Annotated in this window: 17 protein-coding genes; 13 read left to right on the forward strand and 4 right to left on the reverse strand. The window is 66.3% G+C overall.

Annotated features, from left to right (window positions below):
• Positions 1 to 79: 79 nt before the first annotated feature.
• A complete protein-coding gene (locus AB0J47_RS26365; RefSeq protein WP_364351302.1) occupies positions 80 to 1,222 on the reverse strand; it encodes an epoxide hydrolase family protein in 1,143 nt (380 codons plus the stop codon).
• Between the two features lie 171 nt (positions 1,223 to 1,393).
• Positions 1,394 to 2,005, reverse strand: a complete 612-nt coding sequence (locus tag AB0J47_RS26370; protein WP_364351305.1) for a helix-turn-helix domain-containing protein — start codon at positions 2,003 to 2,005, stop codon at positions 1,394 to 1,396.
• A 50-nt stretch (positions 2,006 to 2,055) separates the two neighbouring features.
• Here AB0J47_RS26370 and AB0J47_RS26375 point away from each other — a divergent pair, with 50 nt between their 5' ends.
• Positions 2,056 to 5,424, forward strand: a complete 3,369-nt coding sequence (locus tag AB0J47_RS26375) for a carboxyl transferase domain-containing protein (RefSeq protein ID WP_364351651.1) — start codon at positions 2,056 to 2,058, stop codon at positions 5,422 to 5,424.
• Between the two features lie 12 nt (positions 5,425 to 5,436).
• On the opposite strand, the gene AB0J47_RS26380 is transcribed toward AB0J47_RS26375, so the two are convergent.
• Positions 5,437 to 6,603 (reverse strand): serine hydrolase domain-containing protein, encoded by a 1,167-nt coding sequence (locus tag AB0J47_RS26380; protein ID WP_364351308.1) that lies wholly within the window; start codon positions 6,601 to 6,603, stop codon positions 5,437 to 5,439.
• A 235-nt stretch (positions 6,604 to 6,838) separates the two neighbouring features.
• On the opposite strand from AB0J47_RS26380, the gene AB0J47_RS26385 reads away from it, so the two are divergent.
• The 4 genes from AB0J47_RS26385 to AB0J47_RS26400 are packed head-to-tail and all read left to right on the forward strand — an operon-like array spanning position 6,839 to position 9,584.
• Positions 6,839 to 7,252, forward strand: a complete 414-nt coding sequence (locus AB0J47_RS26385; protein ID WP_364351311.1) for a YciI family protein — start codon at positions 6,839 to 6,841, stop codon at positions 7,250 to 7,252.
• Positions 7,253 to 7,262: 10 nt separating this feature from the next.
• Positions 7,263 to 8,504 (forward strand): sigma-70 family RNA polymerase sigma factor, encoded by a 1,242-nt coding sequence (locus AB0J47_RS26390; RefSeq protein WP_364351314.1) that lies wholly within the window; start codon positions 7,263 to 7,265, stop codon positions 8,502 to 8,504.
• Positions 8,505 to 8,514: 10 nt separating this feature from the next.
• Positions 8,515 to 8,883, forward strand: coding sequence for an NYN domain-containing protein (locus AB0J47_RS26395; RefSeq protein WP_364351317.1), 369 nt, complete (start codon positions 8,515 to 8,517; stop codon positions 8,881 to 8,883).
• A 56-nt stretch (positions 8,884 to 8,939) separates the two neighbouring features.
• Positions 8,940 to 9,584 (forward strand): pentapeptide repeat-containing protein, encoded by a 645-nt coding sequence (locus AB0J47_RS26400; RefSeq protein WP_364351320.1) that lies wholly within the window; start codon positions 8,940 to 8,942, stop codon positions 9,582 to 9,584.
• Here the strand turns inward: AB0J47_RS26400 and AB0J47_RS26405 are convergent.
• Positions 9,581 to 10,960 (reverse strand): phosphatidylglycerol lysyltransferase domain-containing protein, encoded by a 1,380-nt coding sequence (locus tag AB0J47_RS26405; RefSeq protein ID WP_364351323.1) that lies wholly within the window; start codon positions 10,958 to 10,960, stop codon positions 9,581 to 9,583. The genes AB0J47_RS26400 and AB0J47_RS26405 overlap by 4 nt on opposite strands.
• A gap of 529 nt (positions 10,961 to 11,489) precedes the next feature.
• Here AB0J47_RS26405 and AB0J47_RS26410 point away from each other — a divergent pair.
• The 8 genes from AB0J47_RS26410 (at position 11,490) to AB0J47_RS26445 (ending at position 21,551) form a co-directional block, all read left to right on the forward strand.
• A complete protein-coding gene (locus tag AB0J47_RS26410; protein ID WP_364351326.1) occupies positions 11,490 to 12,350 on the forward strand; it encodes an SDR family oxidoreductase in 861 nt (286 codons plus the stop codon).
• 355 nt (positions 12,351 to 12,705) lie between these two features.
• Complete coding sequence (locus AB0J47_RS26415; RefSeq protein ID WP_364351329.1) at positions 12,706 to 13,980, forward strand: hypothetical protein; 1,275 nt, start codon at positions 12,706 to 12,708, stop codon at positions 13,978 to 13,980.
• Positions 13,977 to 14,966, forward strand: coding sequence for a glutamate ABC transporter substrate-binding protein (locus AB0J47_RS26420; protein WP_364351332.1), 990 nt, complete (start codon positions 13,977 to 13,979; stop codon positions 14,964 to 14,966). The genes AB0J47_RS26415 and AB0J47_RS26420 overlap by 4 nt, the downstream gene beginning before the upstream one ends.
• 4 nt (positions 14,967 to 14,970) lie before the next feature.
• Positions 14,971 to 16,149: a hypothetical protein gene (locus AB0J47_RS26425; protein ID WP_364351335.1), complete on the forward strand. Its 1,179-nt coding sequence runs from the start codon at positions 14,971 to 14,973 to the stop codon at positions 16,147 to 16,149.
• Positions 16,146 to 18,560, forward strand: coding sequence for a tetratricopeptide repeat protein (locus AB0J47_RS26430; protein ID WP_364351338.1), 2,415 nt, complete (start codon positions 16,146 to 16,148; stop codon positions 18,558 to 18,560). The genes AB0J47_RS26425 and AB0J47_RS26430 overlap by 4 nt, the downstream gene beginning before the upstream one ends.
• Positions 18,557 to 19,621, forward strand: a complete 1,065-nt coding sequence (locus AB0J47_RS26435) for a phosphatase (RefSeq protein WP_364351341.1) — start codon at positions 18,557 to 18,559, stop codon at positions 19,619 to 19,621. The genes AB0J47_RS26430 and AB0J47_RS26435 overlap by 4 nt, the downstream gene beginning before the upstream one ends.
• Positions 19,618 to 20,904, forward strand: a complete 1,287-nt coding sequence (locus AB0J47_RS26440) for a VWA domain-containing protein (protein WP_364351344.1) — start codon at positions 19,618 to 19,620, stop codon at positions 20,902 to 20,904. Before AB0J47_RS26435 ends, AB0J47_RS26440 begins: the two co-directional genes overlap by 4 nt.
• Complete coding sequence (locus tag AB0J47_RS26445; protein ID WP_364351347.1) at positions 20,904 to 21,551, forward strand: FHA domain-containing protein; 648 nt, start codon at positions 20,904 to 20,906, stop codon at positions 21,549 to 21,551. The genes AB0J47_RS26440 and AB0J47_RS26445 overlap by 1 nt, the downstream gene beginning before the upstream one ends.
• The last annotated feature ends 45 nt before the right edge of the window (positions 21,552 to 21,596 follow it).

Genomic DNA, 21,596 nt, shown 5'->3' on the forward strand with positions numbered 1-21,596 from the left:
ACACAGGTCGGCGATCCACGGCGAGTTCGACCCGCCAATGGCGACGTCGTGTTCGCCGTGGATCGCCGAGATTCCATGTCTATTTGCGGTATTCGCGGAACGTGGCGCGCAGATCGTCGACGATGAGATCGGGTTCTTCCATGGCGGCGAAGTGCCCGCCGCGCTCGAATTCGGTCCAGCGCACGATGTTGTGGTTTCGCTCGGCGATGCGGCGGACCGGGATACCGAGGTCGTGCGGCATCACCGCTACGGCGACCGGTACATCGGTCTCGGGCTCCGGCGCTCCCCAAGTGGCGGCGCCTTCGTAGTAGTAACGTGCCGAGGAGCCCGCGGTGGCGTTGAGCCAGTAGATCATGACGTTGGTCAGCATTGCGTCACGGTCGACGGCGTCTTCGGGTGCGTCGGTGGAGTCGGTCCAGTCCTTGAATCGTTCGACGATCCAAGCCAATTGGCCCACTGGTGAGTCGGCGAGGGCGTAGGCCAGTGTTTGCGGGCGGCTTGCTTGCAGCATCGCGTACGCACCGAGTTCGTATTGGGCGCGGCGGCCCAGTTCGAGTGCACGCCGTTCGGCCGGGTTGTCGAGATCGGCGGTTTCCGGGGTGACCGTTGCGGAGGCGATCATCGTCAGATGTACAGCGACGAGGTGTTCGGCGTCGATGACCGCCAGCTGTCGGGAGATCGCGGCGCCAGTGTCTTCACCGTGCGCGGCGTAGCGGTCGTAGCCGAGTCGGCGCATCAGTTCCGCCCAGGCCTTGGCGGCCCGCGCGGTCGACCAGCCGACCGCGGGTCCGGAGAATCCATAGCCGGGGATGGTCGGCACGACGACGTGGAAGGCGTCCTCTGCTTTGCCGCCGTGGGCCACCGGGTCCGTCAGCGGTCCGATCACGTCGAGGAATTCCACGATCGATCCGGGCCACCCGTGCGTGAGCACCAACGGCAGCGCGTCGGGTTCGGCTGAGCGGACGTGGATGAAATGCACGTCGTGGGCGTCGATTTCGGTGCGGAACTGCGGAAAGGAGTTGAGCCGGGCCTCCTGAGCACGCCAGTCGTAGGTGTTGCGCCAGTAGTCGACCAGGTCCCTGGTGTAGTCGAGCGGGATGCCCTGTCGCCACCCCGCAGCCGGATCCGCGTCGGTCCAGCGGGTGGCGTCCAGTCGCCGATCCAGGTCATCGAGCTGCTCTTGGGGGACGTCGATGCGGAAGGGAGTGATCTCGGTGCTCATGTGAATCACCCTAGAACGCAGCTAGGACAACATCGGCCCTAGGTTCTGGCGGTGAACGCGCAGTGTGTTCGAGACCTCAGCTCGACTGCTCGAGCTCTCGTCGCTCCTGCTGCGGATGCGCCTGGCGGTCGACGGATTGATGTCAATCGCCGCATTTGAGTCCGGGGTGAATCAGGTTGGGGACAAGAGGGTTTCGGCGACTGTCTGCATGTAGGCAAGGTAGGTGGCGCGGGCGCGCGGGGTGGCGTCGGCGCGGGTGAGGGTGCCGCGGGTCAGGGCATAGCCGATGGTTTCGGCGACTATTCGCGGTGGGACAGCGGGGGAGATGCGGCCCGCGGTGTGGAGGCGTTCGAGGTAGCGGGTGAATCGGCGGATGGGGCGTTCGGCGATTTCCTGGGCGAGCACAGCTACTCGGTCGTCGACGGCACCGCGTTCTTCGATGAGGCGCAGCATGGGTCCGGCATTGTGGACTGCGGCGGCGAAGGCATCGATGGTGGCGGTGAGCATCACTCGGGGATCGTCGGTATCGACATCGGGCTCCTGCGCGGCCAGGAAGCCGTCCCGAACCTGGGCGGCGAGGGCGAGGAAGATTTCGTCCTTGGAGGCGAAGTAGACGTACATCGTCGCGCGGGAAACGCCTGCGGCGGCGGTGATATCGGCGACGGTCGTCTTGTCGTAGCCGCGCTCGGCGAAGACGCGGGCGGCGGCATCGAGCAGCGCGCGATGACGGTCGGTATGGGATCGTTCCCGCGCCGCTCGCACCGACCAGCCTGCCTGCGTCATGGATTCCATCGTCGTTGACATTGACGTCAATGTCAAAGCAGACTGTCGGCATGCGTGTTGTGGTGGCGAACAGGGGTGAGGTGGCGGTCCGGGTGATCCGGACGGCTCGCGAGCGGAATTACTCCACCCTCGCGCTCTATACCGGCTCGGAGGCTGCGACCCTGCCGGTGCGCTTGGCCGATGCCGCGTTCCAACTGCCGGGCACCGGCGCGGCCGCCTACCTCGACATTGCCGCAGTAGTCGGCGCGGCCAGGAGCGCCGGCGCCGATGCGCTGGTGCATCCCGGGTACGGATTCCTCAGTGAGAGCGCCGATTTCGCGACGGCATGCGCGGCCGCCGGTCTGGTATTCGTCGGGCCTTCGCCAGAGGTGCTGCGCATTTTCGGCAATAAACTGTCGGCACGCGACGCCGCACGGCAGGCGGGAGTCCCGGTGCTGCCCGCGACGTCCGTCGGCGCGGACCTGGCGGAGATTTCGGCGTTCTTCGCCGACCACCCGACCGGTGTGATGCTCAAGGCGTCGGCCGGTGGCGGCGGACGAGGTATGCGTGCGGTCCACACGGCCGACAAACTCGCCGATTCATTCGACCGCTGCCGAGCCGAAGCCCGCGCCGGTTTCGGCGACGACACCGTGTACGCCGAAGCGCTGGCCGCCGATGCGCGTCATATCGAGGTTCAAGTAATCGCCGACGGACACCGCGCCATCACGCTGGGCGACCGCGACTGCAGTATCCAACGCCGCCACCAGAAACTCATCGAAATCGCCCCGGCCCCGAATCTCCCTGCTGCCCTTCGAGAACGCCTGCACCGCGATGCCATCGGCATAGCCGAATCGGTCTCCTGCCGCGGCGTCATCACCGTCGAATTCCTGGTCACCGGAACCGAAGCCTGGTTCCTCGAGGTCAACCCGCGCCTCCAGGTCGAACACACCGTCACCGAGGCGGTAACCGGCGTGGACTTGGTGGCAGCCCAACTCGATCTCGCCCGCGGCGCCGACCTGCACGACCTTGCTCTCGGGGATCTGCCCGGCTCGGATTCGCCGCAACCGGAGAGCACCGCGACCGCGGTGGGAATGAGCGCGGCGGCCACCGGACGGACGAACCGTGGCCTGGTTGTGCAGGTGACGGGTCGTGATGATCGAGCGAATGCCTTTGGCGATCTGCGGGGGTTCGCGGTGCAGGCACGGGTCAATGCCGAGATGGTGACGGTGGGCAGGGAGGTTTTGCCGAGCACCGGTGTGTTGACGGAGTTCGCCGCGCCGACCGGCGTCGGGGTTCGGGTGGATACCGCGGCGTTCACGGGGATGCGGCAGGGGGCGCAGTTCGATTCCCTGCTGGCGAAGGTTATTGCGCAGGGGCCGACATATTCGGCTGCGGTGCGGCGGTGTTCGGATGCTTTGGCGGAAACCGTGATTGCCGGTGTCGATACCAACGCGAGTCTGCTGCGCGCAGTATTGGATCAGCTCGCCGACGGTGTCGGTGTTTCCACTTCGTGGTTCGAGAAGAGCATCGGCGAACTTCTCGGTCGGGCAGGCGATTACACGCCCACCGTGGCCCAGCGCGCGGGCGACTCGGCGACCGGAGATCCCGCGCATGCGCTCGCCGAGCATCGAAGCCCGGCGGTAGCGGATCCGGCGGCCATAGCGATAGCGCTCGAAGACGATGAGCAAGGCATCCGGTCGCCGATGGGCGGGACTGTCGTGAGTCTGGCGGAGTCCGGCAGCATTGTTCCGGCCGGTGCGGAAGTCGTTGTGCTCGAGGCAATGAAGATGCAGCACGTCCTGCGAGCGGAGCAGCCGCTGCGGATATCGCGGCATCTGGTGGCACCGGGTGCGACGGTCGATCCGCATGCGTTGCTGCTGACCTGGATTCCAGCCGACCATGATGGTCCGGCCGCCGATATCGATGCGATCGACCTGGATGCGGTGCGTGCCGATCTGGCGCAGGTGCGGGAACGTCATCGGATCGGGCTCGATGCGGGCCGCCCGGCCGCCGTCGCGAAAAGACATAAGCTGGGCCGCCGTACGGCCCGGGAGAACATCGCCGACCTCGTCGACGACGACAGCTTCCTCGAATACGGCGCTCTCGCCGTCGCCGCACAGCGACTCCGCCGCAGTCCCGAGGATCTGATCGCCAACACACCCGCGGACGGCCTGATCGGCGGCATCGCCACCATCAACGCGGACCGGTTCGGCGCGGAAGCCGCACGCGCACTGGTCATGTCCTATGACTACACCGTGCTGGCCGGCACCCAGGGCATGCGCAACCACGCCAAAACCGATCGCATGCTGCAACTCGCGCACGAACAGCGCCTGCCCGTGGTGTTCTTCACCGAGGGCGGCGGCGGGCGACCGGGGGATACCGACTATTCGGGCATATCCGGCCTCGATGTGACCACCTTCCGCGCGATGGGCGCACTATCGGGTCGAGTTCCGTTGGTAGGCATCGTCTCCGGACGTTGCTTCGCGGGCAATGCGGCGCTGCTCGGTATGTGCGATGTGGTCATCGCGACGCCGGACGCCAATATCGGTATGGGCGGGCCGGCAATGATCGAGGGCGGCGGACTCGGCGTCTACGCACCCGAGGACATCGGCCCCATCGATGTCCAACGCCGCAACGGTGTCGTGCACATCGTCGCCGCCGACGAGGCCGAGGCGGTCGCCACGGCACGTCGCTATATCTCGTATTTCCAAGGGCCACTCGGGGATTGGACGGCACCTGATCCGCGCCTCGCCCGCCACGTGGTGCCGGAGAATCGGCTGCGCGCTTTGGATATCCGCGAGGTCATCGCAGCGGTAGCCGATATCGACTCAGTTCTGGAACTGCGCCGCGACTGGGGCGTCGGCGTGGTCACCGCCCTGATTCGGGTCGAAGGTCGCCCCGTCGGACTCATCGCCAACGACTGCCACCATCTCGGGGGTGCGATCGATGCCCCCGGCGCCGACAAGCTCAGCGCATTTCTGCAACTGTGCGATGCCCATGGCCTGCCTATCGTATCGCTTTGTGACACACCGGGTTTCATGGTGGGCCCGGAGGCGGAGAAGGAAGCAACCGTCACCAAATTCAGCAAGCTGTTCATCGACTCCGCCGCACTTACCGTCCCCTTCGGCACCGTCATCATCCGCAAGGGTTACGGCCTCGGCGCACAGGCCATGGCCGCAGGGTCCTTCCGTGCCCCCCGCTTCGTAATCGCCTGGCCCACCGGCGAAATCGGCGGTATGGGCCTGGAGGGTGCGGTCCGCCTCGGCTTCGCCAAGGAACTCGCGGCCATCGAAGATCCGGATAAACGCCAGGAAGCCTTCGACAACCTCGTCCAGCTCGCCTACGCCAACGGCAAGGCCTTGACCGCCGCCACCGTCTTGGAACTCGACGACGTCATCGACCCCGCCGACACCCGCCGTTGGATCCGCACCCTGCGCTGAACCGCCCAGCACCTAGGCGATGGCGTTGTTCACCGCGTCAACGAGATTGCGGGCACGCAGGTCCGGTGCGCCTTCGATGATGTAGTTGGTGACGTAGGCGAAGGCGATACCGGTGTCCGGATCGGCGAAGGCGAGGGAGCCGCCGCGGCCCGCATGGCCGAAGGCGTTGGGCCCGCCGAGTGCGAAAGCTTCGGTGGGGAGCATGTACCCGGTGGCGTAGCGGCTGGGCAGCATAATGACGCGGTCGATGCCCGCGACCTGTTCGCGTGTTGCGGCGGCGCGGGTTTCGGGGGTGAGCAGGCGGACGCCGTCGACCTCGCCGATGGTCGCCGCGTAGAGCCGGACGAGGCCGCGTGCGGTGCCGAGGCCATTGCTGGACGGGATCTCGGCGGCGTGTACCTCGGGATCGTTGAAATCGATATCGGCCGGATCGGTGACCTCGAAGGCGCGGTTGACCAGTGCCTCCGGATCTCGCATCGCGACGACCATCGGACGGAATTCCTCCGGGATGAACTCGTCCGGGACTGTCGCCAGATCGACCTTGGGTGCGAATACAAGTCGGCTGACGCGATGCCGTTCGGATTCGGGCAAACCGATGAAGAACTCGACTCCGAACGGTCCGGCGATATCCTCGGCCAGAATCCGCCCGACGGTGCGACCTGTCGCCCGCCGGATCACCTCACCGACGAGCCAAGCGAAGGTCCGCCCGTGGTATCCGTGCGCGGTGCCGGGCGGCCAGTTCGGCGTCTGCGCGGCGAGCGCCGCCACCATCGGCTCCCAGGCCAGCGCATCCGCCAGCGGCACCGGCTTATCCAGCGCCGCCAGCCCCGCCTGATGGGTCAACAACCATCGCACGGGGATATCGCCCTTACCCGCCGCCGCGAATTCGGGCCAGTACTGCGCGACGGGCGCGTCCAGATCGAGCTCACCACGCTGGGCGAGCAGATGCGCGACGGTCGCGGTGACGCCCTTGGTCGCCGAATAAACCAGTTGCAGCGTGTCCTGCGCCCACGGCCGTTCACTGTCCGGATCGGCCAGGCCACCCCACAAATCCACCACCGGCTGGCCATCCCGATACACCGCGACCGCCGCTCCGATATCTCCCTGCTCGGCGAAATTCGCCGCGAACACCTCCCGCACCGCCTCGAACCCGGACGCGACAACTCCATCCATCACCATGTCTCCCAGCATGTCACGCGTCGCCCCGACTACCGCCGCCAGTGACGGACCCGTTGGCGGGCTCGTGGCACAGTCGGCGCTGGGCGACCCCATTGATCACCGCACTCGTGCTGGTCGAGCGACCCACCTACCGCGCTCGGAAGTTTTTTCCGCGGACATGTCCGAGAATGGTCAGCGGCTGCGACGTATCTGACGAGCGGCGCCACCAGGGCGCCGCCGGAGCGGAGGAGTTGTCATGAAATACATGATTCTGAGCTACGGCTCGCAGCAGGACTACGACGGCATGGTCGGTAAGGACACCGGCAAACCCGCATGGAGCGCCGGGGATTTCGCGGCCATGGCCGAGTTCATGGGCAACCTCAACAAGAAGTTGGAGGAATCCGGCGAACTGGTCGAAACGCGTGGTCTGGCCGAACCGGTGCACACCCGCCGCGTCATCACGAAGAATGGTGCACCGTTCGTGACCGACGGTCCCTACGCCGAAACGCAGGAGGTGCTCGCTGGATACTGGATCGTCGAATGCGAGAGCTTCGACCGTGCCACCGAAATCGCCGCCGAACTGAGCAAATGCCCGGCCCCGCCGCATATCGCCGAGACGGCCTACGCCGATATCCGGCCCATCGCGGAGTCCGCACCCGAATTCGGCTGAGCCCCTTCCGATGTCGGATACCGAGGTCGAGGACCTGCTGCGCACCTGTGCGCCGCAGGCCCTCGCCGCGCTGGTGCGGCGCTACGGTCATTTCGACACCGCGGAGGACGCCGTGCAGGAGGCATTGCTCGCCGCCGCGACTCAATGGGCGAACACGGGCATTCCCGACAACCCACGCGCCTGGCTGATAACCGTCGCCTCCCGCCGCCTGACCGACCTGCTCCGCAACGAACAGGCCCGCCGCAGGCGCGAGGACGCCGTGGCCCGCTGGGCACTGTCCGAGGACTGGCTCACCCCGCCCGCCGACCGCGAACCCACCGACTCCGACGACACCCTCGTCCTGCTGTTCCTGTGCTGCCACCCATCGCTCACGCCCACCGCACATGTAGCACTGACACTGCGCGCGGTCGGCGGCTTGACCACCGCCGAAATCGCCCGCGCCTTCCTGGTGTCCGAGGCGACCATGACCAAGCGCATCGGTCGCGCCAAGAAGACGATCAAGGAAAGCGGAGTCGGCTTCGCCGCACCCGCCGGCGCCCACCGCGACGCGCGCCTGGCCGCCGTCCAGCACGTGCTGTATCTGATCTTCACCGAGGGTTACGCCAGCACCTCGGGACCGAGTCTGCACCGCGTCGAACTATGCGCCGAGGCCATCCGTCTGACCCGTCTCGTGCATCGTCTGCTGCCCGACGATGCCGAAGTCACCGGCCTGCTGGCACTGATGCTGCTCACCGATGCCCGCCGACCCGCCCGCACCGGCCCCACGGGTGAACTTGTTCCGATGGAAGACCAGAACCGCGCACTCTGGCGCACCGAAGCCATTACCGAAGGCATCGCGCTGATCACCGCGGCGCTACCCAGCGGCGCACCCGGTCCGTATCAGCTGCAAGCGGCCATCGCGGCGCTGCACGACGAGGCATCGACCTACGAGGACACCGATTGGCCGCAGATCATGCTGCTCTACGAACGCCTGCTCGCGCTGGTCGACAATCCGATCATCGAGCTCAACCATGCCGTGGCCGTCGCCATGGCTCGCGGACCGATGGCCGGATTGAAACTCGTCGACGATATGGCCGACAGCGGCAAGCTGGCGGGCGACCACCGCATGGCAGCCGTCCGTGCCCATCTGTTGGAATCGATGGGGGACCGGACTGGCGCCCGCGAGGCATATCTGCTTGCCGCACAACAGACGATGAGCGTCCCCCAACAGCGCTACCTGCATACCCGCGCCCGCCGAACCACCGACGAGTAGAAAGATAGCGATGCTGATCGTCGTAGATGCCGCGAATGTCGTCGGCTCGCGCCCCGATGGCTGGTGGCGCGATCGTGCGGGCGCGGCTCGGCGATTGCTCATGCGGTTGAGCACACTGGACCGCACACAACCCGCCGACGTGGTCGTCGTATTGGAGGGCGCTGCGAAGGCCGCGGCATCGGATGACTTCGAAGGCGTGCGCGTGGTTCTGGCGGACGGTTCGGGAGACGATGCGATCGTCGACGTCGTGGCGGCCGCGGCCAGCGAGCAGGACAGGATCACCGTCGTAACGGCCGATCGTGGACTCCGCGAGCGAGTCGAAGCGCTCGGCGCCGAATCGGTCGGCCCGCGCTGGCTGCTGGACCGCATCGACCCCTGATCTGTCGGATCCGACTGGTAGACAAGGAGAAGTGTCGCCGAACCAGGAGGTCAGCAGTGCCCAACGAACTCGAGGATCTGCCCTACGCGCGCTATCTCACGCCGCTGGAGAGCGATCTCGAATCCGAGGGCGACTACGATTGTGTGCACATCACCGGCGCCGATATCGATGACATCGAGGCAGGCAACTGCCGTTTCGCCGAAACCGTCTTCACCGCGCTGGCGGTCAATCGCGGCAGCCTGCGCTTCTCCCGCTTCACCGATGTCTGGCAGCGCAATGTGCGCTGGGTCGGCACCGACCTGTCCGATACCTCCTGGCAGGACGTCGAATTGCTCGCCGGTGCGCTGTCCGGCGTCGATGCGGGCGGTGCCAACTTGCGTCGAGTGCGCTTCGAAGGCTGCAAATTCGACTCGGTGAACTTCCGCAAGGCCAAACTGCGCGAGGTGCAATTCGTCGATTGCGTGCTGCGCCATGCCGACTTCGGTGATGCCGAGCTGACCAAGGTCACCTTCCCCGGCACCACCGTGGAGGGTCTGCTGCTCAACCGCGCCCGACTGCAGCAGGTCGATCTACGCGGCGCGGCACACCTCGATATCGCCGAGGGCCTCGACGCCCTGCGCGGGGCGACCATCACCCCGCTCCAACTGCTCGATCTGGCACCCGAGTTCGCCAAGGCGATAGGCATTACCGTCCGCGACTAGTACTGCTTGCGGTGCGGCACGAATTCCAAGGTGAGCAGTGCCGCAGCTGCCAGCAGCACCTCGCGCCACCGGATCAGCACGAACCGCTGATCCGACATCGATTGGAACTTGCGAAGGAATCGGTACAGCGATTCCAGCCGGATCAGCGGGTCACCCAGATGCGCGAGCACATAGATCAGCCTCCCGGTCCGCGAGCGCTCCTTCTCGGCGAACAGTTCCGGGAACGGGGCGAATGCCAGTGCGATCCGTTCGATGCCCTGCGTGCGGGCGTGGTCGACGAGATCGACGATCATCCGTTCGTCCAGTCCGTTCGGGGCATCCTTGCGCCGCCACGGCACATCAAGGCTGAGCTCGCGGCCGCGCCCGGAGACGCCGTAGCGTTGGAAACCTGCCACGCGCCCGTCCGCATCGCGGGCCAGTACCAGCAGCATGCCGGGATTCCGACCGTCCAGCAGGTGGTCGAGGATCATCGAGAAGCCGCGATTCTGCCGGCCGGCACGCCACTCGTCGACGATATCGAGCAGTTCGGCCCGCAATGGTTCGGTCAGGTCGGCCTCGCTGATGACCTCGGTGGTCACCCCGAAATTCCGGGTGCGGCTCACGGCCTGGCGCAGATTGCGGAAGGAGCGACCGACCATCGCGAAGGTTCCGACATCGATGACCACATCGCGACCGACCGGAATCGCGCGCAACCCCCGATGTTCGATCGCTCGATGCCGCCACATCTCGGTCAGTTCCGGACTGGCGCCGAGCACCGCTACCCGCCAGCCGTGATTCGCCGCGAATTCGGAGAAGTCGGTGAGCAGCGCCGGGAAGTCGGCGTGATCGCCGATTGGATCACCGGCGACCACCGCGATCCCGAAGCGGGCCCGATAGCCGATCGCCGCGGTCGAATTCGCATTGAAGTAATAGGACTTCGACGAGTGCAACGCGAATGCGGCGAGGGGATCGCGTCGGGTACGGCCGACGAGTTCGGCGACGCGATACAACTGCTCGGGCTGGGGCCGACTCGACTGCGGCAGCACCAGGATGAATCCGGTCGCGGCCAGGAAGACGAAGCCGAAGCCCGGATGTGAGGCGCGATAGGCGGCATTGGCCGCCGCCAGCACGAAGACCGCGATGGTGAAATGCGGCAGGGTGATCGGCCGACGCAGATGCAGTCCGCGCACCACGAAAAGGCCGGCGATCGACACAGCGACGAACCAGCCGTGATCCTGCCCGGGTGCGGCGCGACCGGCCTCGTAGACCAGCCCGACAACCATCAGCAGCAGGACGATGGAGATCACCGGGCGGACGGCCGCTGTGGTGGTGATCGAGGCATCGCGGTACCCCGCGAGTGTGGAATTCCGTGCCGCCGTTTCCCGTCCTTCAGCCACGTCTGCACCCGACTAGGGCGGCGGGTCCGAACAGGTTCCCCATGTGGTCCTCCCGATGATCCTGTACACGCAACAATATTCGAAACATGGGATGAGTGCTCGAACATTCCTGGCGTACCAAGATCGTTGGAGTCCGCGAGTGTTCGCCCGACGACCGCGCCATGCGGAAGCTGGTGTGTCGGCCACGATCGGACCGGGGTGAGCGCGCCATTGGCCGCTCCAATCGAGTATGCCACCCTGGTGCAATCGGACAAGGGCCGTTCCGTGGCCGTATTCCCGACCATCGGCCCTGGTATCGACGCCATGACATCGGTCTCATCACTTGTATATCGCCTCGGTGCCGGTCTGTGTGAACGGCGGCGACGCTCCGACGAGTCGTCATGAGCACGATTCGTGGTCGACAGCTATCGTTCAGCGATGCATGTACGAATCACATCCCGGTAGCTGTCGACGGACGGCCGAATATTGCGTCTGAGACGCATATCGGATCTATAGACAACAGTGTTCGTAATTGTCTATCGTTTGGTTCATGACGAAGTTCCACGGCAAGAGCTGCCTGATCACCGGAGCGGCCAGTGGATTGGGGCGCAGTACGGCGTTGGCGGTTGTCGCCAAGGGCGCATCGGTCATCCTGACCGACATCGATGACGTCGGACTGCAGCGCACCGCCGATGAGGTGCGTGCGCGGGGTGGTGCAATGTGCCTGGCCGCGCCCGCCGATGTCAGCGATTACGACGCCGTGGTGGCACTGGCCGCGAAGGTGCACGGCGAGGTGGACAGCGTCGATATTGTGATGAATGTGGCGGGCATTGCCACCTGGGGGACCGTCGATCGGCTCACACACGAGCAGTGGCGGCGCACCATCGATATTGATCTGATGGGCCCGATCCATGTGATCGAGGAGTTCGTGCCACGAATGATCGAGGCCGGGCGCGGCGGACATCTGGTGAACGTGGCCTCGGCCGCCGGGCTCTTCGGGCTGCCCTGGCATGCGCCCTACAGTGCGGGCAAGTTCGGATTGCGCGGCGTATCGGAGGTGCTGCGCTTCGATCTGCGGCAGCACCGGATCTGTGTCAGCCTGGTCTGCCCCGGTGCGATGGCGACGCCGATGGTGGACAGCGTCGATATCGCGGGCGTCGACCGGCAGGGCGCGGCGGTGCAGCGGGCGGTCTCGCTGTTCATGCGGCATGCGGTCACGCCGGAGCAGGCCGCCCGATCCATCGTGCGCGGGGTCGAGCGCAACAAGTACATGGTCTTCACCTCCCCAGATATCCGGGTCGGCTATCTGGCGCAGCGCCACTTCCCGCCGTCCTACAACCTCGCGATGCGCGGGCTGAACTGGGCGATGAGCCGCTATATCGATAAAGCATCCGTGCCGACGAAGGTGTAACCGAACAGGACCGACCATCACTCGGCAGCGGCCGGGTCGCGCGGCTACGTCGACTGATGTGGCATCGGAAGTTCTACGCGGCCACGGGGTTCTCCTCCTGAGCCTCCGCTCGAGTTTGGACAGATGCCCACCATGCACTGGTGTTGATGGTCTCTCGACCGATGCAGCGCAATGCATGGTGATCACCTGACCAAATATGTTGGGGCGCAGGTCTATTCGAACCCTCGCACCGCTGCTCGAGGTGACTTCGGATTGACCTCCGATTCCGCTGCCCTCGCCGCGATGGGCAGCAAACCCGAATTCCCTCCCGTACTATCGCGATCGGGAACACCGGCCGGGTAGATGAAGGGGGACGGTGTTGGAGATTCGCCTACCGGCGACCATGCGCAACGGGGGTGCGTGGTTACAGCGCTTCGTCGGGACTACTCCAGGTGCCATCGGCGCGGTCGCCGTCGTCACCGTGGTGTTGTGTCTGCTCGCCGGGTCGACCTCGGCCGATCAATTGAGCGGCAAGATCGCTCGGCGCGATACCGTGCTGGAACACACCGAACCACTGGCCTACGCCGCCCAGACCCTCTATGTCGCGCTGTCGGCCGCAGACGCGTCGGCGGCGACGGCCTTCCTGTCCGGCGGCATCGAATCACCGCAAGTGCGTGGGCAATATCAACAGGCACTCGCCGATGCCGCGGCGGCACTCGCCGAGGCGACCGCCGGGGCCGCCGATCAGCAGACCAGGAATATCGTCGCCAAGATCGCCGCCGACCTGCCCGCCTATACCGGCCTGGTCGAAACGGCGCGGTCGAACAACCGGCAGGGCTTTCCGGTCGGTTCGTCCTATCTGCGCGAGGCCTCACTGTTGATGCAGAATTCGTTGCTGCCCAACGCCGAAACGCTCAGCAAGGACCGCATGGCCGCGCTGCGTCAGGATCAGCACGATATCGGCGCGCTGCCGTGGACGACCACCGTGTTGCTGACGCTGGTGCTGATCAGTTGTGGCGGTGGCACTTTGGTCCTGCTGCGCCGCACCAATCGCCGGATGAACCTCGGTCTGGCGGTCGCCGCCAGCGCGACGGCCCTCGCGCTGTTGTGGGTGGTCGCCGCGACGGTCATCGCCGCGGCCGCACTCGATACCGGCAAATCCGGGGCGACCAGTCGCTTCGAAACCCTGACCCGGGCCCGGATCCTGGCCCAGCAAGCGCGCACCGACGAAACCCTGGAGTTGATCACCCGCGGCGATATCACGACCAGCGAAACCGATTTCCGCAAGCACACCAGCGAACTGGCGGATCGATTGACGACGGTAGCGGGACCGGACTCCGCTGCCTCGCGCAGCGTGCTCGGCTGGACCGCCGGACATGCCAAACAGCGCGAGGCCTACGAGGCGGCGAACTATCCCGCGGCCGTGGCGCAGGCCATCGGCACCGGTCCGGATTCCTCGGCGACATTGTTCGCCCAGCTCGATCAGCTGTTGCGCGACAACCTCATCCAGGAACGCGGCGAGTTGCGCGACGGAGCCGACTCGGCGGGTGCGACGTTGACACTCAGCCCCGCGGGAACACTGGTGCTCCTGTTCGGTGCCGCGGCATCGACGGTCACCGGTTTGTGGCCACGGCTGAAGGAGTTCCTGTGAGACGGCGAATCGTCCTGCGGCGGTCCGGTTTCGGATGGATGGCGCTGGTCGCGGTGAGCGCGCTGGTGACCGCATGCGGTTCTGGCATCCAGCCCCCGGCGTCCACGAATGTGGCCGCGGTCAACCCCAAGCCCGATCTCGTCGAGATCACGACGCCACCGCAGAGCGAATCCAGCGGCAATTGCGATCCGGAGGCCACCCTGCGCCCCGGTCCGTTGCCGAGTCCCGGTGCGATGCCGTCGGGTTCGGCGATGGCGGCCATCGTCGCCAATGGCAAGCTGCGGGTCGGGGTGGATCAGAACACCTACCTGTTCGGTTTCCGCAATCCCAGCACCGGACAACTCGAGGGCTTCGATATCGATATCGCCCGCGAAATCGCGCGATCCCTCTTCGGTGATCCGGACCGGATCGAATTGCGTTCGGTCACCGCGGCCGAGCGGATACCCGCCCTGCAGAACAAGCAGGTCGACCTGATTGTGCGCACCTTCTCGGCGACCTGTGAGCGGCGTCGCGATGTCGACTTCTCGGGTGTCTATTACCGTGCGACGCAACGCCTTCTGGCCGTCCGCAACTCCGGCATCCGGACCGGTGCGGATCTGGGTGGTAAGCGGGTGTGCGTCACTCGAGGCACCACCTCACCCGGACCACTGTTCAGCCTGCCCAAGCGGCCCGTCGTCCTGGGCGCGTCCAACTGGACCGACTGTCTGGCCGCGCTGCAACAGGGCCATGTGGACGCGATCAGCGGCGACGATCCGATCCTGGTCGGTCTGGTCGCGCAGGACCGGAATCTGCAGATCGTCGGCGAGGTAATCGGCACCGGCGCGTACGCGGTCGGCATCGCGCAGGGACATCCGGATCTGGTCCGCTTCGTCAATGGTGTGCTGGAACGCATCCGCGGCGATGGCACCTGGCAGCAGCTCTACAACGCCAGACTCAGCGCCCTCGGCCCGTCACCCGGTCCGCCGGACCTGCGCTACAAAGAGTGAGACCATGCAGATACTCACTCTCGCCGAAATCGACGCTGAATTAGCCACCCGCACAAACGAATTCGATGCCATCACCGCCACCCTACTGGAATTGGACAAACATCCCGGCCACACACTGCTACAGCGCTATCCGCCGACCGGTGTTACCGAACAGCGTTGGCTGCCGGTCCGTGCCGCGCTCGCGCTGATGTGGGAGGACTACAGCCGCCTGCAGATCATCCTGGATTCGACGCACAAGGTGCGCGGCGCTCGCACGCGCCTCGACGACGGTGAGCGTGCCGAACTCACCCGGCTGCTGCGCGGGCGCCCCTATGAAGCCGCGCGCACGCCTATACCGATGGCGCAACGTTCGCTCACCGGACCCGCCGAAGAGGTTCTGTTCGTCGGACTCGTCGATACCGTTGATCGAATGCGGGCCACCTTCCCGGAAATCGCCGAATTCTTCGACGCGGTCGATGCGGTGAACAGTCGGGTGATGTCGGGCCTCGCGCCGCTGCAGGACACCCTGGACAAGGCGGGCGCGGGCGGGGGCGAGACCGCGCAGCTGCGCGTGATCGGTGACGGCATCGCCGAATTGCTGAGCCTTTCGGCGACCGATCCGCTAGCACTGACGGTGCCGGAGATCGATGCGCGCCTCGCGGAGTTGTCGGGAGAATTGCGACACCTGGCCACCATCCTCGCCGAACTCGATGCGGTGGGTGCGGATTGGGCCGCGGCGGTCGCCGAGACGCGTAGGCGCTTGGCGGCGCTGCGGGCGACTCGAGCCAGCGCGGCGGAGGCGAGGGCGCAAGTCGAGGCGAAGATTCTGGCGGGTCCGCTGCCGGTGTACGAGGACGACACCGCCGCGCTCGAAGCGGAACTCGATGCGTTATCGGCGAAAACGGGTGCGGCAGCGGATTTGGTGCGGTTGCGGACGCGAGTCGCCGACGCGATCGCCGGGGCGGCCACCGTGGAGGAGTTGGCTCAGGGCCTGCTCGATCGGCGTAGCGAGCTGCGTGGACGGCTGGCCGCCTATCAGGCGAAGGCAGCTCGACTCGGCGTCAGCGAGGACCGAGATGTCCTGGCCTCCAATCAGATCGCGGCGGGTCTGCTCGCGCGGCGACCGTGCGATCTGGCGGCCGTCACCCGGGCGGTCGCCGACTTCCAGCAGATCATCGGGGAGAAATCGGGGCGGGGCAGATGACCTGTAATGAGCCGGATTGCGGCGGCACCATCGAAGACGGATATTGCGTGGTATGCGGCACCGCACCCGCCGAGGCGATCACGGTCTCGGCGGAAATACCCATCCCGCAGAGGGTTTCCAGCGATGGGCGCGCCTGCGCCGAACCGGGCTGCACTGGAGCGATTGTCGGCGGGTATTGCGATGCCTGCGGTACGGCGCCGGCTGAATCACAGCTGGCTACCTGCGCCGAACCAGGCTGTCGCGGAACCATTGTCGACGGCTACTGCGATGCCTGCGGCACCGCTCCGGCCGGGACTTCCGCACTATCGGTGCGCTCCGGAAACACCCGCGCCTCTGGGCGCTCGGTGCGCACCGGCCGGACCTCATCGAAATCCACCGCCCGCGGTCGACTCGGCGCTGGCATGGTGGAGGTGCCGCGAATGCCGCGCATCGACCCCGCCACCGCGGTCCTAACCGATCCGCAGGTCGCCGAGGGAAAACGGTTCTGCGGCAAATGCGAACGACCGGTCGGACGCGGCCATGACGGTACGCCCGGCCGCAGCGAGGGCTTCTGCCCCAGCTGCGGCACCCGGTTCTCCTTCACGCCGAAGCTGAGCAAAGGCGATCTGGTCGGCGGACAGTACGACGTCGTCGGCTGTCTGGCGCACGGCGGGCTCGGCTGGATCTATCTGGCCACCGACCGCAATGTCGCCAACCGCTGGGTGGTGCTGAAAGGCCTACTCAATTCAGGGGACCTGGACGCGATGGCCGCGGCGGTCGCCGAGAAGCGGTTCCTGGCCGAGGTCGAGCATCCGAGCATCGTCAAGATCTACAACTTCGTCGAGCACCGCGGCGCCGACGGTGTCGCGGTCGGCTATATCGTCATGGAGTACGTCGGCGGGACGTCGCTCAAACAGATCCTGCGCGCCCGCCGCGATACCGACGGCAGCTATCTGCCACCGCCGCAGGCCATCGCCTACATCCTGGAGATGTTGCCCGCGCTCGGCTATCTGCATTCCCTCGGCCTGGCCTACTGCGATTTCAAGCCGGACAATGTGATGCAGACTGACGAGCAGCTCAAGCTCATCGATATGGGCGCGGTGATCGCAATGGACGATCAGGACAGCCCCATCTACGGCACCATCGGCTATCAGGCGCCGGAGATCTCCGAAACCGGGCCGACCGTCGCCACCGAGGTCTACACCGTCGGGCGCACTCTCGCGGTATTGCTGATGAATGTGCCGCAGCAGGGCGGACATTTCGGCGCACTGCCCGGCCCGCAGGTCGAACCGCTGCTGGCGAAATACGATTCGCTGCACCGATTCATCCTGCGCGCCACCGACGCCGATCCGGACGCGCGCTTCTCCTCGATGGAGGAGATGACCGATCAGCTGACCGGCGTGCTGCGTGAGGTGCTGAGCATCGATGACGGTGTGCCGCGTCCCGGTATGTCGGCCTACTTCGGACCGCCACGCGGCGTATTCGGCATTCAGGAAGCACCGACGCCGACGAGTATTGTTGCGGCACTGCCGGTTCCGCTGGTCGACCCGAATGACAGCGGTGCTGCGCTCCTGGCGACAACCGGCGGCACCTCACCCGCCGAACTGGAACCAGCTTTCGAGGCGGGACTGCGCTCGGTGCTCACGAACCACGTTGCTTCCGTGGAGATTCCGCTGCGGATTGTGCGCGCCGCTCTAGAAGTCGGCGACCCGACCGATGCGCTGCGCCGACTCGACGAACTCGCCGACACTCTGCCGGGTGACTGGCGACTGGCCTGGTACCGCGGTCAAGCCGAACTGCTCGCGGGCAATATCGATGCTGCCCATGCCGAATTCGATGCCGTGTATGCCGCGTTGCCCGGCGAGGCCGCACCCAAGGTGGCCCAGGCGGCCGTCGCCGAACTCACCGGCGCACAGCCGGATCGGCGACAGGCCGCGCGCTACTACGACACGATCTGGCGCACCGACCACGGCTTCGTCAGCGCCGCCTTCGGACTGGCCCGGCTGCGCAACGCGGACGGCGATCGCGACGGCGCGGTTGCCGTACTCGATCAGGTGGATTCGGCCTCGGCGCTCTACACCGAGGCACGCCTGACGGCCGTGGAGATCATGCTGGCCGACCGCACCCCCGACGAGTTGTCCGAATCGCTGTTACGCGATGCGGGCGGGCGGGTCGAGGCATTGCGGATCGAATCGAAAAGCCGTAGTGCACAAGTGCGGATGCGTGTGCTGGATGCCGCATGGAACTGGCTGCGCGCGGGTAAAGCACCGACGACACATGGGGCGCTGCTCGGCGCCAACCTCGATCAGGACGGAGTACGAACCGGTTTGGAGCGCTGCTATCGCGACCTCGCCCGCGAAACCGAAGATATGTGGACCCGATTCGAGCTCGTGGATCGTGCCAATGCGATCCGGCCGAGGACGACGCTATGACCGCGCCCGAGACCGACCTACAGCCGCGCTGCCCGGAATGCGCGGCGCGGGTCGGGGTGGCCGACCGGTTCTGCGAGGCCTGCGGCCGCCAACTCGGCTCGCGCCGAATCGCGCTGCCTCGGTCGGATCCGAATGCGGCACCGACGTGTGAGGGCTGTGGCGGCACCCGCTACGACGCTGACGGCTATTGCGGCGGCTGCGGTCAATTGCGGCCCCAACCGGATCGGTTCGAGGCCGATCTCGGCGCGGTATATGTGATGACCGATCGCGGTATCGCGCACGCGCGCAACGAGGATGCGGTCGCCGCCGCGGTACTGGAAGACGGGGCCGAGCGCCCGGTCGTCACGGTGATCGTGGTCAGCGACGGCGTCTCCACCTCCGACAATCCGCAGGCGGCCTCGGGCGCGGCGGTGCGGGCTGGCGTCGATGCCTGCCTCACCGCACTGGCCGAAGCACGCTCCGGCACGGCCGTGGTCATGGCCGGGCTCACGGCCGCATCGCAGGCCGTCCGCGATATCGCGACACACGAAGGCCACGCTCCGTCGTGCACCTACGTTTCGGCCATCGTGCGCGGATACGGCGGCGACGGCCTGGAGATCACCGTAGCGAATGTCGGTGACAGCCGGGCATATTGGTTGCAGGGCACCGGCATCGAGCCGATCGCGGGCGGAAATTTGCCATCGACGCGGCTGACCGTCGACGACTCGTGGGCGCAGGCACTCGTCGATGCCGGTGCAATGGACGAGCAGTCCGCGATGCAGGATCCGCGGGCACACACCTTGCTGCGCTGGCTCGGCGCCGACAGCGAGGACAAACCGTGGTCGGACCGATGTGTGAAAACCTTTCACACCACGGGCCCCGGGGTGCTCTTGCTCTGCACTGACGGACTCTGGAACTACATATCCGATCCGGTGGCGCTCGCGCGAATGATCAGCGGGTTACCGCGCGAGGAGGCGGCGCGGACGCTTGTCGAATTTGCACTACGGTCCGGGGGGAGCGACAACATCACCGTCGCGCTGGTGCCGATCGGGCCATCGGTCGATGCAGGAGTTGCACAGTGAGTCCCATTGCGAATACGGGTATTTCGGTAGCGATAGACCAGAACGAATATCTGGCCGAGGGCGCGGGCACGGTCGATGCGGTGGTGACCGTGGAGACGGGTGCGGATTTCGTGGCGGCCGGACCGGAGCCGGAGCGGCTGGAGGTACTGATCATCGACTGCTCCGGATCAATGGCCACCGGTAAGAAGTTCGAAGGTGCACGCCGAGCGACCCTGGCCGCACTCGATGTGCTTAAGGACGGCACCCGGTTCGCGATCATCGAGGGCACATCAGTGGCGCGGCTGACCTATCCGAGCGATAAACCATCGGTGCCCGTCAACCGTGACACCAGGGCAGCGGCGCGCCGCGCACTGGACAAGTTGCGCCCCAACGGCGGCACCGCCATGGGCACCTGGCTCGGGCTCACCCGACAGTTGGCCAAGAAGCATCCGGATGCGATGGTGCACGCCATTCTGCTCACCGACGGCAAGAACGAACACGAGGAACCCGCGACGCTGGCCGCTGAGATCGAACAGTCCGAGGGAATCTTCACCTGCGACTGCCGCGGCGTCGGAACGGACTGGCAGGTGGACGAATTGCGCACCATCGCCTCGGCGCTGCACGGCACGGTCGATATCGTCGCGGACCCGGCTAATCTGGCCGCGGACTTCGCCGCGATGACGCAGACGTCGATGGCCAAGGCGATTCCGGAACTCACCCTGCGGGTGTGGACACCGGCCGGAGCCACCGTCCAGTTCGTCAAGCAGGTCGCGCCGACCATCGAGGATCTGACCGCACGCCGCACCGATGCCGGACCGCAGCTGGGGGAGTACCCGCTCGGAGCCTGGGGGGCGGAGGACCGCGACTATCACGTGCAGGTGCGAGTCGAGCCCGCCGCGCCTGGACGGGAGAAGCTCGCGGCCCGCATCAGTGTGGTCTCCGGCGACGAAGTGGTCGGGCAGGGATTGGTGCGCGCGGTGTGGACCACCGAGACCGAGCTGTCGGCCCGGATCAGCAGGCGCGTCGCGCATTACACCGGACAGGCCGAACTCGCCCAGGTCGTGCAGGAAGGGTTGAGCGCGCGTAAGAACGGTGATGTGGAGACGGCGACGGCGAAGCTGCGGCGCGCGGTCGAGCTCGCTGCCGAATCCGGCAACGAGGGCACCGCGAAGCTGTTGCGCGGTGTGGTCGAGGTCGACGAGCGCAATGGCACCGTGCGATTGCGTGCCAGGGTCGAGGCCGCGGACGAAATGGCCTTGGACGCACGCTCGACCAAGACGGCGCGGGTACGCAAGGAGGGGTAATGGCGATCGCCACCTGTCCGGACGGGCATCAGTCCGTCGCGATGGACTACTGCGATGTCTGTGGTTCGCCGATCGGTGCACCCGCGCCGACGACCGCGGCCGCGCTGTGCCCGTCGTGTGGGTCGCCGAGCACCGGTCGCTTCTGTGAAGTCTGCGGCGCTGATTCCGCGCTGCCGACGCCCGTGCCGCGTGCGGCCGCGCCCACCGAAATCGCCACCGCGGTTTCCGCCGCCGGTGTGCTGACGTGGGTCGCCACGATCACCGCCGATCGCGAGTTCTACGACCGCGTGCAAGCCCGCAAGGGCCCCGACGCCGATCAGGTCGAGTTCCCGGCATTCTATCCCGAACGCCGAATCACCTTGCGCGGCACCGATATCCTGATCGGCAAACACAGCGTCTCACAGGGGCTGCAACCCGCGATCGATCTGGGCATCGCCCCCATCGATGCCGGTGTCTCCCGCGCCCACGCAATTCTGCGCATCGCCGAAAGCGGCATAACCATCACCGATCTCGGCTCGACCAACGGCACCAGCCTCAATGGCAGCGAAGAACTGATCCCCGCCGAGGTGCCGGTCCCACTCCGAAGCGGTGACCGCATCCACCTCGGCGGCTGGACCACAATCATCGTGACCGCCGAAAGCCCCTGAGCGAATACGGCGCGTCCCCATCGGCACACCCGTCATCACCAGCTC

Source organism: Nocardia sp. NPDC049737, from assembly GCF_040674755.1.
In the GTDB taxonomy this organism is placed as follows: Bacteria; Actinomycetota; Actinomycetes; order Mycobacteriales; family Mycobacteriaceae; genus Nocardia.